We start from the raw sequence: 14031 nt of genomic DNA on the forward strand, positions 1-14031 counted from the left end.
CCGTCCGGCCGTCAGTCCTTGAGCCTGCCGGCGAAGTAGTCGATGTATGCCTGCATGTCGAAGTGGCCGTGCCCGGAGAGCGAGAACAGGATGCTCTTCGACTCGCCGGACTCCTTGCAGACGAGCGCCTCGTCGATGGCCACGCGCACGGCGTGCGTGGACTCCGGGGCGGGCACGATGCCTTCGTTGCGGGCGAAGATCACCCCGGCCTCGAAGCAGGCGGTCTGCGGGACGGCGCGCGCCGTCAGGTGGCCGAACTCCTTGAGCCGGCTGATGATCGGCGACATGCCGTGGTAGCGGAGTCCGCCCGCGTGGATGCTCGGCGGCACGAAGTCGTGGCCGAGGGTGTGCATCCTGGTGAGCGGTGTCAGGCCGGCCGTGTCGCCGAAGTCGTAGTCGAACCTGCCCTCGGTCATGGTCGGGCAGGACGACGGCTCGACGGCGATGGCCTGCACGGGACGCCCGCCGCGCAGCTCCTCCCCCAGGAACGGCAGGGCCAGGCCGCCGAAGTTGGAGCCGCCGCCGGCCGCGCCGATCACGATGTCCGGGTAGTCCTCGGCCAGCTCCATCTGGAGCCGGGCCTCCTTGCCGATGATCGTCTGGTGCATCAGGACGTGGTTGAGCACCGAGCCGAGCGCGTACTTGGCGGTGCCGCCGCTGCTCACGGCCGCCTCGACCGCCTCGGAGATGGCGAGACCCAGACTGCCCGGGGAGTCGGGGTCGGCGGCGAGCGCGGCCCGGCCGGACTCGGTGCGCTCGCTGGGGCTCGCGGTGACGCGGGCGCCGAAGGTCTCCATCAGGCCGCGGCGGTAGGGCTTCTGCTGGTGGCTCACCTTGACCATGTAGACCTCGCAGACGAGGCCGAAGTACTGGCAGGCGAGCGCGAGGGACGTGCCCCACTGGCCCGCGCCGGTCTCCGTGGTGAGGCGCTCGACGCCGGCCTGCTTGTTGTAGTACGCCTGCGGGATCGCGGTGTTGGGCTTGTGGCTGCCCGCCGGGCTGACGCCCTCGTTCTTGAAGTAGATGCGGGCCGGGGTGTCGAGGGCCTTCTCCAGGCGCCGGGCGCGCACGAGCGGGCTGGGCCGCCACTGCCGGTACACGTCGATCACAGCGCCGGGGATGTCCACCTCGGTGTCGGTGGAGAACTCCTGGGCTATCAGCTCCGCCGGGAACAGGGGCTCCAGGTCGGCCGGGGTGACGGGCTCCCGGGTGGCGGGGTGCAGCATCGGGTCCAATGGCTTGGGCAGGTCCGCGACCACGTTGTACCACGTGGTGGGGATCTGGTCTTCGGACAGCAGGAACTTCGTCTGTGACATGAGTGCTTTCCTGTGAGTGAGCTGGAACCGGGAACCGGTACGGAGCCGCTCGGCGGACATCCGGGCACCCGGGGATGACGGAGGTCAGTTGCTCGCCGGGGCCGCCTCCGGCTCCGGGACGGAGGCGGACGGGGCAGCCGCCGCGGCCGACGGCCTGATCCGCAGCATCGCGAACAGCGCCATGCCCGCGACCGGCGCGAACAGGAGCGTCACGAAGACGGGCCGGTGACCGTGTGCCGACCACAGGACGCCGAGGCCGGCCGGCACGACGAGCCGGGCGAGGCCCAGCACGAAGCCGTTGAGGGCCATGAAACCGCCGACCCGGCGCTCGTCGACGTGGTCGGCGACATAGGTGGGCACGACGACGGACACGATGATCTCGCCGAGCGTCCACACCACGGTGGACAGCAGGATCGCGGGCAGCGAGAAGCCGAAGACGATCACGGCGAGTCCGGACGTCCACAGCAGCCCCGAGACCAGCAGCAGCGTCTTGGCGCCGTATCCCCGGATGTGCTTCTCGACGAGCAGGCCGAGGCTCACCACCACGACGCTGTTGATGGTGTAGACGGCGCCGACCAGACCCGCCGAGTGGTGCAGGACCGTCGTGACGGCGAGTGGCAGCGCGTACTCGAGACCGATGAGCGGAACGACGTAGAAGAAGGAGACCAGGACGAGCAGCAGGACGTGGCTGTGCCCCAGCAGCTTCGGACGGCTGCCCTTGTCCGCACGGCGGCCCGTGTCCGCGCTCCTGCGGTCACGCGGCACCCGGAGCAGGATCATCGCCGCGCACAGCAGGCCCGCGAGGATGTTCCCCGCGAACATGACGTGGTACGAGTACGCGGCCGCGACCCCGCCCAGCAGCGGCCCCACGCCCATTCCCAGGTTGTTTCCGACATAGCTGACCGTGTACGCGAACGGGCGCTGTTCGGGCGTGGTCAGGTCGGCGACCAGGGTGTTGGAGGCGGGGCTGAACACACCCATTCCCACCAGGGCGACGAAGAGCAGCACCGCGTACGTCCACGGCGCGCCGTCGAGCACGGCGAGGCCGAAGTATCCCGCGGCGTTCAGGATCAGCGAGGTCAGCAGCGCCGTACGCCTGCCGCGCAGGTCGCACAGCGGCCCGCTCAGCAGGCTGCCCACCAGCAGGCCGGTGCTGCCGATGGAGATGAGCAGGCCCGCCTCACCGGTGCCGAGGCCCTTGCCGCGCACCAGGTAGACGGCGAGCAGCGGGAAGACGAACATGCCCGCGCGGTTGACGAAGGAGGCGAGGAACAGCACCCGCAGCGCCGGCGGGAGTTCCTTGAACCGCGTCAGCCACGTCATGGCCGGCCCTGCTCGGTCTCCACGCGGAAGGCGTCCCGCACGGTCTTGAAGCGGGCCCGCACGGTCTTGAAGCGGGCCCGCACGTCCTCGAAGTCGGTGCCCTCGCACACGTACCAGCCGAGCACGTCGTTGGAGGCGGTCGGCGGGGCCAGGACGTCGCCGACGCGCTTCCACACGTCGGCGTCCAGCACCCCCTCCATGGCGGTCAGCTCGCCGGGCGTGGTGATGGCGGTGATCCGCCCGTACTCGCCGGACGTCAGGTACTCGGTGCCGGTCTCCGGGCCGAGCCGTGCCGCGGGCCGGTGTCCGGGATCGAGTTCGAGTCGGCACCACTCGCCCGCGAGGTTGATGCCGCGCCCCGCCTCGATGGCGGGCACGATCGAGCCGCCGCCGGCCCGGGCACCCGCCTCACCGAAGACGATCTCACCGTCGTCCAGGAGGAAGAACTCGGCGTGCGCGACACCGGTGCTCAGGCCGAAGCCGCGCAGCACCACCGCGTTCAGCTCCAGGATGCGCCGCTCCCGGGGGGACAGACCGTGCTTGCGCGAGATGGTGCCGCCGGGCTCGTCGCGGTACGAGAGGACGGAGTACGTGTACTGGGAGAGCTGTTCGAAGACGACCTCACCGTGCTGGAGCAGCGAGTCGACGTGGAACTCGGTACCGCGGATGAACTCCTCGACCCGGTACTCGTGCCGGTCGTCGCCCATCTCCTCCCAGACACCGTCCAGTTCGGCCCGGCTGTCCACGCGGTGGGTGCTGCCGCACGCCCAGCCCGCGTGCGGCTTGACGACGACGGGGTAACCGACCTGCTCGGCGAACTCGGTGACCGCGCCGAGGGTGTCGGGGCGGCAGGAGCGGGCCACCCGCACGCCGAGCTCCTCGGCCCGGCGGTGCATCACGTTCTTGTCCCGGAAGTTGAGGGCCTGGTCCGGGAGGAGGCCGGGGATCCCGTGGTCCCTGCGAGCCCGGCTCGCGGGCAGCACGTCACCCTCGAACAGTGGGAAGATCCGTTCGATGCGGTGCTCGGCGACGATGCCGTCGACCGCGGCACGCACGGCCGCCGTGTCGTCGAGATCGGCGTGGTACTGAGGCAGCCCGTCGGCCTCGGGCGCCTCCCCACCGGTGGGCAGCAGTACCACGGTGTGCACGCCCACGTCGGCGGCCGCCTCGACGACACTGCGGAACTGGGCGGCGTAGCGCCCCGCGGCGGGCCGGTAGACCACCAGGATCGAAGGATTCATGCGGTGCTCCTCATGCCAGTCGTACGGGAGTGGGGTGCGGGCTCAGCGGACCGTCGCGGCCGACGGGGCGCCGAACAGCTCCCCGGACGGCGTGGACCGGTCGAGCACCAGCGGCCGCTCCGGTTCGGCGCGCAGCACGGCGAGCGCCGCCTCGAGCTCGCCGAGCGCCCGCTCGACCTCGTCCCGGCCGCCCTCGTGCGCCGATTCCACGGTGAGCAGGAGCCGTCGGCGCCCGACGTCGGTCTTGACCACGTCGCCCTGCCGCCAGTTCCAGCGCCGCGAGTGCGCGCGCCCGCGGGCGTCGGCGTAGATGACTTCGCCCGGGTCGGGGTGCTCGGGTGCGTCGGGCGTGCCGAGCGGCGTGAAGACCTCGGCCCCGTGCGCGTGCCGCACCTCCAGCCCGCCCTCGATGTCGCCCACGTCGCAGGACGCAACCGGAAGCCGGCTGTCCAGCGACACGGCGTTGCAGAGATCCACCAGGGCGTTGATCCGCGGCAGCCGGTCGCCCTTGGCCACCCGGCGCAGGACCGACTCGGCGGCGCAGGGGAAGCGGTTCGGGTTCACGCCGACCGTCCGGTAGGCGTCCCGCCAGGCGGCGACCGCGGGCAGCGCGGAGACGTCCGTCCTGCTGAGACCGGCCGCGTGCAGAGCGTCCTCGGCGGCGGTGAGCCGAGCGGCCGCCTCCGGGGCGTCCCGGACGACGTCGGTGTCCGGCACCGCGATCAGGCCCAGCACGTAACCGGGCACGCGCTCCGCCAGCCGCGCGTCGATCGTGACGGTGAAGGGGCGGGCGCCGCCGGGGACTTGGGGGGTGCTCTCCATGGATGTGTGTTCCTTCGGTTCTGTGGCTGTGTCCGGGCGGGCCGGGCGGACCGCTGATGACGGTTCTGACGGTAAGGAGCGGACGAGGGGCCGGCTGTGGCCAATTCCCGGCAATTACGGAAGGCCACTTCGGGCTTTCCGGCCGGGCCGGAAGGCCGCTCCCGGCTCCCCGCCGCAACGCGAGCCCCTTCCCGGCGGCCGGTCCCTGTCGCGTCAGCCCGCCCTCTCCGCGGGCTCGGGCGGTCCGGGAGCCGCCCGGGCGGCCTCGGCGCGCAAAGCGGCCCCCTTCACCCGTACGCCGATGAGCGCCGTCACCAGGGCGAGCACGGTCAGAGCCGCCCCGAACCGCCCGAGCCGGTCGAGTCCGTCCGCAGCACCGCCGTGGGCGATCACCCGGCCACCGATGAAGCCGCCCAGCGAGATCCCCGCGAAGGTGGCCGACGAGTTCAGGGAGAGCAGCAGCGGTCCGGAGGCGGGTGCGACGGCGAACAGCCGGTGCTGCTGCGGGGGCTGGGTGGCCATCGCGGTGATGCCCCAGGCCGCCATGGCGAGCACCGCGGTCGGCAGTTCGTCTCGGGTCACGGGCAGTGTCACCAGGACCGCGGCCAGGCCCGCGACGGAGGCGAGCAGCACCGGCGTGGCCCCCCACCGGTCGGTGGCCCGCCCCCCGAGGACCGTGCCACCCACCGCGAACACTCCGAAGACGAGGAGCAGCAGCGCGAGTGTCGTGCCGTCGCCGTCGGTGGCGGGGGCCAGCACCGCGCCGATGTAGGTCAGCGCGAGGTAGCCGCCGGTCATGAACAGCAGCGTGGTGAGCACGGTGCACAGCACCCGCGGGTCCCGCACCGGAGCGAGCCGCGCCGCGAGCCCCGGCGCGGCGGGCAGCCGCACCTCGGGCAGTCCGCCCGTCACGGCACCCGCGCACACCAGACCGAGCCCGGCGAGCAGCCAGAACGTCGATCGCCACCCCAGGTCGGCGGCCAGCCAGGTGCCGAACGGCACGCCCGCGACGGTCGCCGCGGAGAGGCCGCCGAGCACCACGGCCATGGCCCGGCCGCGTCGTTCGGGCGCGGACAGGGCGGCCGCGGACGCGGAGGCGGCGGGGATGTAGAGGGCGGCGCCGGCGGCGGTCGCCACCCGGGCCGCGAGCAGCTGGCCGAGCCCCGGGGCGAGCGCGGACGCCGCGTTGCCGAGGGCGAAGACCACCAGTGAGATCACCAGCACGGTGCGCCGTTCCACGCGCCCGGTGAGCGCCCCGAGGACGGGTGCGAGGACGGCGTAGGTGAGCGCGAAGACCGTGCTCACCCAGCCCACGTCGGCGAGATCCGACTTCAGGCCCTGGGCCACTTCGGGCAGCACCCCGGCCACCACGAAGGTGTCGGTGCCGATGGCGAACGCGCCGACGGCAAGCACCGGCAGGACGGGAAGGACGGCTCGTGTTCTGCTCATCGCGCGGTTCCTGCCGGAACCCGGGTACGGAAGGGGGCGATGTCTCCCGCGACGGGAGTGCCGCCCAGGAGGACCAGTTCGATCGCGCCGGGACGGCTCAGGACGGAGATGTCCTCGGCCGGGTCGCCGTCCGTGACGACGAGGTCGGCGAGCCGGCCCGCCTGCACCGTGCCCGCGTCGTCCCCGCGCCCGGCGAGCCGCGCGCCGTTGGCGGTGGCCCAGGTCAGCACGGTGGCGGCGGGGATGCCCGCCATGGTGACGTACAGCTCGAGCTCCTTGGCGTAGCTGCCGTGCGGGGTCCAGGCGAAGCCGAAGTCGTCACCGGCCACGACCGGGATCCCGAGGTCCACCATGAGCGGCAGGATCCGCAGTGTGTTGGCCACTTCGGCCTCGAACTCCAGCGTCTCCAGGTACTCCGGGGTCTTGCCGTGCTCGGTCCCGGTGGTCAGGAGCATGTGCGGTTGGTAGAGGCTCGGCACGACGAAGATCCCGCGCTCGGCGATCGCCTCGAGCGCCTCGTCGTCGGCGTAGGTGGCGTGGTCGATGACGTCGACGCCGGCCGCGATGGCGTTGCGGATGCCCTGCAGGCCGCGCGAGTGCGCCCGCACCTTGGCCCCGTGCTCGTACGCGGTGCGTGTCGCGACCACCAGCTCCTCGGCGGTGAAGAGCAGTTCGTGGGAACGCCCGTTGGGAAAGGTGTCGTCGCCCGACGAGAAGACCTTGACGATCTCCGCGCCCTGCGCGATCTCCCCGGCGACGTACTCGGCCATCTCCTCAGGGGTGTCCGCGAGGCGCATCAGGTCGGACGGGATGCGCTTTTTGACCTCGGGGTCACGGCGCTCGGGCGGCCCTGACACCATCAGGTCCCGGCTGCACGGGGTGATCCGGGGGCCGAGCAGCCGGCCCGAGTCGACGGCGCGGCGCAGCGCCATGTCGATCCCGGCCACCGAGCCCGCGCCGACGAACGCCGTGTAGCCGAGGCCCAGGAGGTTGGTGGTGTTCTCGGCGGCGGCGAGGGTGACCTCCGGGACGGAGTACTTGAACAGCATCTCCCGTCCGTCGAGGACGTTCAGGTACGCGATGTGGGTGTGCCCCAGCGTCATGCCGGGCATCACGGTGCGCCCGCCGAGGTCGAGCACCTCGATCCCGGGTGAGTGCAGCGGGGCGATGCCCTCGGGCAGGACCGCCTCGATGCGGTCGCCGTCCAGCAGCACGCTGTGGCGCGGCAGGGAGGAACGGCCCAGTCCTTCCTGGACGGTCGCGTTGTGGAGCAGGACTTTGCGTGGCATTCCAGGTGCCTCCAGAACTTGACTGAACGGTGGGCGGGAGCTGTCGGCGGCCGGCCGGTGTGTTCCGTCCGGCGACCGCGAAGGGGGCTGTCAGGAGTCCTCCGCACGCCCGAAGAGCGTCCAGACGATCTCCGCGCCGGGGCGGTTGGCCACCCAGCGCAGGCCGTGGGCCCGCACCCCGGGCCCGTTGGTGACCGCGAGCTGCGCACCGCCGCCCGCGAGGATCGCGGCGGCGTGCTGCGTCGAGGCCGCGTCCACCCACGTGACCTCGCGGTCGCGCAGTCCCCGAGGCGCCACCTCGGCGTAGATCCGGCGGACCTCCCACATGGCGGCGACGGTGACGGGACCGTCCCCCGGTGGGGGCCCGCCGGGGGCGGCGGCGATCCCGTACTCCGGAGTGGCCTGCGGGAAGAACGCCCGCAGGCGCAGCTCACCGTGCCAGTGGAAACGGGTCAGCCCCTGATAGGCGCTCGGCACCAGCGCGACCTCCACCCGCTTGCGCAGGAGCTGGTCGAGCACGTCGTCGAAGGAGGCGAACAGCTCGACGCGGAGTCCGTGTTCGGCCGCCAGGAAGCGGGCCGCCAGTTCGCTGGAGGTCCCGGCCGGGCCGAGCGTGCCGAGCGTGGTCCCGGGACGCGCGGCCCACCTCCTGGTCAACTCGCTCCAGCGCGCGGTGTACTCCTCGGCAAGCGCCTCGGGGAGTGCCGTCGCCTCAGTTCTCATAACCACGGTTCGCCGCCATCTTCCGCGCCACTGTGCTCTCGTGGTCGGGCGCGGTGCGCCGGTCCACGATCCTGGCGGCCTTCCAGCTGACGAAGGCACCGGTGCTGACGATCGGGTCGAGCCCATCGCTGAGTTCGACGGTGACGGGCACGCCGAGGGCGTCGGCGGCCCGGTCGCGCACTGCGTCGGCGAGCGCGTGGGGGGCATCGACCAGGCCCTTGAGCAGTTCGAGGCGTACGGTCAGCCGGTCCTGCCCCGTCCGTCCGGGGGCGTCGTCCCGCTCGATGACGACCTGGTACCCGGCGGATCCGGTGACGCCGGTCATGACGGCCGTCTCGATCTGCCCGGCGGTGAACCGCCGCCCGCCGAGTTCGAGCCGGTCGAGGGTGCGCCCGACGATCCGTACGAGGTCGCCGGGCATCTCGCAGCCGCACGCGGACTCCTCGACGACCACCGCGTCGCCGGTGCGGTAGCGGACCAGCGGTTTCACACCGTCCATCAGCATGGTGACCGTCAGCTCGCCGCTGCCGCGCGGCCCGTGGGACTCGCCGGTCTCCGGGTCCACCACCTCGATGATGTAGTTCGTCTGCGACAGGTGCATCCGCTTGTTGCGGCAGGCCGTCGCGATGACGAAAGCCTCCTGCGACCCGTACAGGATGTTGTAGACGTCCGCGCCCCAGACCGTCTCCAGGTTGTTCGCGAGCGCCGGCGTGCACATCTCGCCGGTGACGAACAGCAGCTTGACGGAGAAGTCCGCGCGCAGGTCGTAACCGAAGTGCTCGGCGGCTTTGGCGAGGGTGAGGGCGACTCCGGGCGTGCAGCAGATCACCTCGAGTTCGAGGTCCTTCATCAGCTGCAGGGCCTTCTGGAAGCCGATCACCGGTGAGTACGGCCAGATCTTGGCGTTCATCGACCCGGTGTTGCGGGCGATGTCCCCGAGGGTGTCGCCGAACGAGTGCACCTCCGTGGGGCCCATCAGACCGACGCGCGGAGCGTGATCGCCGAAGTGGTGCCGGAAGATCGAGGTCCAGGACTCGGTGATGTGCGCGTTGCTCGCCACGACCTCGCGTCCGTCGCGCGGGCAGGGCGTGGCCGGCCCGGTGGTGCCGGTCGTCTCGTAGAAGAAGAGGGCGTCGGCGAGTGGCCGGCTGAGGACGTCGAGCATCTCCTGGCGCAGATGGGCCTTGGTGGTGAAGGGCAGCGCGGTGAGGTCGTCCGGGGTCACGGCCGCCGGATCCACGTCCTTCAGGTGCCGTGCGTAGAACGGCGATCCCGTGCCGACCTGGTCGAGCACGGTGGCCAGTTGGCGGGTGCGCCAGTCGTGCAGGGCCGCGTCGGTGAGCGTGCGGTCGTAGAAGGCCCGGTGAAGTTCGAGGTACCGCGCGGCGAAGTCGGCCGCGGGACCGTGCGTGGGCAGCCACATGGGCGAGGGTTCCTCTCGTGGTGGAAGGTGTACGCGCGGGGCGAGCCGGGCACGGCTCCGTTCGGCTCCGGTGCCGGCGTCGTACGGGCGACGCCGCCTCGCGCATGAGTCGTGGATGGTGTGCGGCGCGGGCGATGAACGTGCGGTACGCGGTGACACGGACCGTGACCCGGCGCAGCGCGGTGTGCTCGGGAAACGGTCCCGCCGCTCCCGGAAGTCCTGGTGGGTTCCCCCTGTACGGCTCAGTGAGCGGCGTCCCCCGCCGCGCCGGCCACCACTTCACCGGCCCCGGCCCGGGCTCCGGCCAGGAAGTTCCCGAAGAGCCGCGTCCCGTCCTCCGTCATCACGCTCTCCGGATGGAACTGCACCCCTTCGACGGCGAACGTCCGGTGCCGTACGCCCATGACACAACCGTCGTCCCGTGCTGTCGCCGTCACCTCGAGCTCGGCCGGCGGTTCGGTGATGATCAGGGAGTGGTAGCGGGTGACCGTCAACGGCCGCGCGGCACCGGCGAACACACCCTGTCCGTCGTGCTCGAGGGGGCTCGTCTTGCCGTGCATCAGCCGCTCGGCGACGGCGATCCGCGCCCCGTAGGCGAGGCCGATGGCCTGGTGCCCGAGGCAGACGCCGAGCAGCGGTACCCGCCCGGCGAAAGCGTGCACCAGCTCGACGTGCCCCGAGTCCGCCGGATGCCCCGGTCCGGGACCCAGGACCACCGCGTCGGGCGCCGACGCCACCATGTGCTCCACCGACCGGGTACGCGAGCGCACCACCTCGGTCTCGGCGCCGAGGCTCAGCAGGTACTGGTCGATGATGTGGCTGAAACTGTCGTACGCGTCGACGAGCAGGACCTTCACTTCAGCAGCTCCTCACCGGTCAGCGCCCAGTAGGCGGCGCTCATCTTGGCCAGCGTCTCCCGCCACTCGGCGGCGGGTACGGAGTCGGCGACCATGCCCGCCGACGCCTGCGTGCTGTACCGGCTTCCGTCATGGACGGCGGTACGGATGCACAGGGTCAGCACCGCGAAGCCCCGGACGTCGACCAGACCGAGGGCCCCGGCGTAGATACCGCGCGGATGGTCCTCGATGTCGTTGATGATCTCCATGGCGCGCAGCTTCGGCGCGCCGGTCATGGTGCCTGCGGGGAATGTCGCGCAGATCGCCGCCCACACGTCGGTACCGCTCCTGATCCGGCCCGACACGGTCGACACCAGATGATGGACGTATGCGAAGGGCTCGGCCTCCATCATCGTGTCGACGGAGAGGGTGCCGGGCTCGCAGACCCGCCCGATGTCATTGCGGCACAGGTCGACCAGCATGATGTGTTCGGCCTGTTCCTTGGCGCTCTCCCGCAGCTGTGCCACCCGGCGCGCGTCCTCGTCCGGGTCGGCCGCGCGAGGCGCCGTACCGGCGATCGGACGCATGGAGACGGTGTCGTCCTGGATGCGCACGAACAGCTCGGGGCTCGCGCCGATCACGGTCCGGTCCGCCCAGGGAACGAGATACATGTAGGGGGACGGACTGCGGTGACGCAGCCGCTGGTAGACCTCGAGCGGCGTCAGCTCGCTCTCGACGTCGATCCGGTGGCCGATCTGAATCTGGTAGCTGTCGCCGATCCCGATATGGCGCAGGCACCGTTCGGCGCGCTCGACGAACGTCGCCTCGTCCATCGTGTCCCGCACGGACAGCGGCGCCGGCGCCTCCGGCACCGCGGTGCCCGGCACGCCCTGGGCGCGCACCGCGTCGACCACGGAGCGCAGCGGCTCCCGGCCCGCGGTCACCGGCAACTGCGGCCCGTGAGCGGCGAGATGGCGGACCCCACCGCTCTTCAGGTCGTACCAGACCGTGTCCTTGAAGAGGGTGAGCGTGCAGCGCGGCAGCTCCGACTCGGCTCGCTGGGCGGGAAGTTCCTCCATCATCCAGGCCGCTTCGTACGACAGCGTGGTGAGGAAGCCGAAGGCGAAGGCGCCCGTGGGCACGTCGGTGTCGATGTCGAACAGGCCCTGGACGGCGCGCAGGATCCGCCAGACGGAGCCGGGCTCCCGCACGCCCCACTGCCTGACGCCACCCGCGGCGCCGACGACTGCCCCCGGTTCCCCGACGGCAGTCGCGAGCGCGGCCGCGAGGCAGTCGCCCAGTTCCCCGGCGGCGGCGAGTTCCACGCGGTCGGAGTGGACGCGCAACTCGGCCAGGCGCCCGCAGCCGACGGCGGCGTAGTGCCGGTCCTGGTCGGGGCCGTCCAGGCTTTCGAAGAGGTAGACGTCGTCCTGTCCACGGACGCGGGCAAGGGCTTCGTAGAGACTCAGCGCGTCGACGGGCGGGAGTGCTTCGGAGACCACCCGGACCCGGACGGCCGCGGCCGCTCCGGACAGGAGCGGGCCGCCTCCATACGGAGGCGATTCTGACAGCAAGGACACGGCGAAAGCCTTTCTGATCCAACCGGACCGTTGGGGCTTCGAGGAATGAACACGCACGTCAACAGCGCGCCGAAGACCCGGCTCCGCACGTCACGCATGACCGGACCCCATCGGCCGGTCTCCCCCGTGCCACCCCAGTCGCCGTTTCCCCCGGCGACGAATGTGTGTGCGAGACAACTTCATCAAATGTCAGACTTCTCGGGCCATACCACTTCGACCGCCATGGAGAAGACCACTTGTCCCTGCAGCTCTCCCTCACCGTGGACCGTGAATCGCACCTCCCCCTGGCCGTTCAGGTGCGGAACTCACTGCGGAAATCAGTTGAGGATGGAACTTTATGGCCGGGCACCCGGCTGCCCTCCAGCCGCCAGCTCGCCCTCGACATCGGGGTTTCCCGCAGTGTCGTGGTGGAGGCTTATGAACAGCTGTCGGCCGAGGGATATCTGGAGACCAGACGCGGTTCGGGCACCACGGTCTCGGCGCACGCCCACGCCCCGGACACCGCCTCCACGCTCGTGCCGCCCGATCCGGAACCCGCTCCCAAGGCCATGTGGGACCTGCGCACCGGAACATCCAACGTCACGGACTTCCCTCGCCAGGAGTGGATCCGCTGCGTCACCGCCGTCGTCGCCGACGCGGGCCGCCAGGAACTCGGCTACTCCCCACCGGCCGGGGTCCCGCTGACCCGACGGATCATGGCCGGCTACCTCGGCCGGGTGCGCGGCGTGCGCAGCCGCCCCGAGGACCTCATGGTCACCTCCGGCTTCGCCCAGGGTCTGGCCCTGACCTGCAAAGTGCTGCTCGACAGGGGCCACACCTCGCTCGCGGTGGAGGACCCGGGCCACCCGGGCGAGCGTGAGTTCATCACCAGCTCGGGCCTGCGCCCGGTCGGCATCCCCGTCGACGACGACGGCCTGCGCGTGGACCTGCTGGAGGAGAGCGGCGCACGCGCCGTCCTGCTGACGCCCGCCAACCAGTTCCCGACCGGCGCCCGGCTCAGTCAGGCACGCCGCGACCGCCTCGTCGCCTGGGCCCGCGAGGTCGACGGCTACATCGTCGAGGACGACTTCGACAGTGCCTTCCTGCACCGCTCCGACCGGCTCCCTGCCCTGCAGAGCCTCGCCCCGGACCGGGTGGTGTACGCGGGCAGCGCCAGCAAGACGCTGGCACCGGCTCTGCGCCTGGGGTGGCTGACGGCTCCCTCGGAGCTGATGGCCTCGGTCGAGCACGTCCGTGCGGGCTGGGACATCGGCTGCTCCGGCCTGGAACAGCTGGCCTTCGCCCGTTTCGTCGACTCCGGCGCCTTCGACCGCCACCAGCGCCGGCTGCGCACGGAGTTCCACCGCCGCCGCCAGACCGTCCGCCGCCAGGTGAAGACCTGCCTGCCCGGCGCCCGCCTCACCGGACGCGACAGCGGCCTGCAGGCATACCTCCAGCTCCCCGCCCACATAGCCGAGCAGGCCCTGATCCGCGCCGCCCGCCGGCGCTCCGTCCTGGCCCGCGGCAGCCGCTTCTACACCCTGACGGACACCTCCCGCCCACCCGCCCTGGTGGTCAGCTACGCCTCGGTGAACTGCGCGGGCCTGACACGCGGTCTGATGGCCCTCGGAGAGGCATACCGGGAAGTAACGGGGCAACCCAGGAGCTGACGGACGGCGGTCCCGCGGCAGAACACGCACCCGGGCACTCCTCCGCCTCGCCCGCCACCGCATCGGCTCCTGTCCGCCATGCCCCATGTCGGCGCCTCCCACGCATCACGCGTCCCCGAAAACAGCCGCAGCACGACCGGCTCGGGCTCGACGAAGGACATGGAGGCACCCCGGACCGGAGGCCGTCCACCGCGGCGGGTCGGCCGGCCGGGCTTCGGTCGCCGCGGGACGGGGGACGGCGCAGACTGGGATCTGAGGCCTCTCCGCGACCGGCCCCCAGGAGTGCAGTGAAACAGGGGACGAGACACGACCGCACGTATCCGGTCGGCCAGAGGCGGTGGCCGTCCTTTCTGCCTGCCGTGGCCATCGTCGCCTCGGTC

The 14031-nt window shown here is 71.6% G+C and carries 11 protein-coding genes; 1 reads left to right on the forward strand and 10 read right to left on the reverse strand.

Features of this window, described 5'->3' with window-relative positions; all coding sequences use genetic code 11:
• Nucleotides 1-11: 11 nt before the first annotated feature.
• From ACX25U_RS15875 to ACX25U_RS15920, 10 genes are all read right to left on the reverse strand, one after another.
• Entirely contained in the window at nt 12-1316 is a 1305-nt protein-coding gene (locus ACX25U_RS15875) for a TrpB-like pyridoxal phosphate-dependent enzyme (protein WP_454392650.1), read from the reverse strand.
• Nucleotides 1317-1400: 84 nt separating this feature from the next.
• Complete coding sequence (locus ACX25U_RS15880; protein WP_454392652.1) at nt 1401-2639, reverse strand: MFS transporter; 1239 nt, start codon at nt 2637-2639, stop codon at nt 1401-1403.
• Nucleotides 2636-3880, reverse strand: a complete 1245-nt coding sequence (locus tag ACX25U_RS15885) for an ATP-grasp domain-containing protein (protein WP_454392654.1) — start codon at nt 3878-3880, stop codon at nt 2636-2638. Before ACX25U_RS15885 ends, ACX25U_RS15880 begins: the two co-directional genes overlap by 4 nt.
• A gap of 42 nt (nt 3881-3922) precedes the next feature.
• Nucleotides 3923-4702, reverse strand: coding sequence for a B3/B4 domain-containing protein (locus ACX25U_RS15890; protein ID WP_454392656.1), 780 nt, complete (start codon nt 4700-4702; stop codon nt 3923-3925).
• Nucleotides 4703-4915: 213 nt separating this feature from the next.
• Complete coding sequence (locus ACX25U_RS15895; RefSeq protein WP_454392658.1) at nt 4916-6151, reverse strand: MFS transporter; 1236 nt, start codon at nt 6149-6151, stop codon at nt 4916-4918.
• A complete protein-coding gene (locus tag ACX25U_RS15900) occupies nt 6148-7440 on the reverse strand; it encodes an amidohydrolase family protein (protein WP_454392660.1) in 1293 nt (430 codons plus the stop codon). Before ACX25U_RS15900 ends, ACX25U_RS15895 begins: the two co-directional genes overlap by 4 nt.
• Before the next feature lie 90 nt (nt 7441-7530).
• Nucleotides 7531-8163: a hypothetical protein gene (locus ACX25U_RS15905; RefSeq protein WP_454392662.1), complete on the reverse strand. Its 633-nt coding sequence runs from the start codon at nt 8161-8163 to the stop codon at nt 7531-7533.
• Complete coding sequence (locus ACX25U_RS15910) at nt 8153-9586, reverse strand: phenylacetate--CoA ligase family protein (protein ID WP_454392664.1); 1434 nt, start codon at nt 9584-9586, stop codon at nt 8153-8155. The genes ACX25U_RS15905 and ACX25U_RS15910 overlap by 11 nt, the downstream gene beginning before the upstream one ends.
• A gap of 242 nt (nt 9587-9828) precedes the next feature.
• A complete protein-coding gene (locus ACX25U_RS15915) occupies nt 9829-10443 on the reverse strand; it encodes an anthranilate synthase component II (protein WP_454392666.1) in 615 nt (204 codons plus the stop codon).
• Nucleotides 10440-12002, reverse strand: coding sequence for an anthranilate synthase component I family protein (locus ACX25U_RS15920; protein WP_454392668.1), 1563 nt, complete (start codon nt 12000-12002; stop codon nt 10440-10442). Before ACX25U_RS15920 ends, ACX25U_RS15915 begins: the two co-directional genes overlap by 4 nt.
• Nucleotides 12003-12238: 236 nt before the next feature.
• Here ACX25U_RS15920 and pdxR point away from each other — a divergent pair, with 236 nt between their 5' ends.
• Nucleotides 12239-13651, forward strand: coding sequence for a MocR-like pyridoxine biosynthesis transcription factor PdxR (gene pdxR / locus ACX25U_RS15925; protein WP_454392670.1), 1413 nt, complete (start codon nt 12239-12241; stop codon nt 13649-13651).
• The last annotated feature ends 380 nt before the right edge of the window (nt 13652-14031 follow it).

The sequence above is a fragment of the Streptomyces sp. JNUCC 63 genome, from assembly GCF_054366325.1.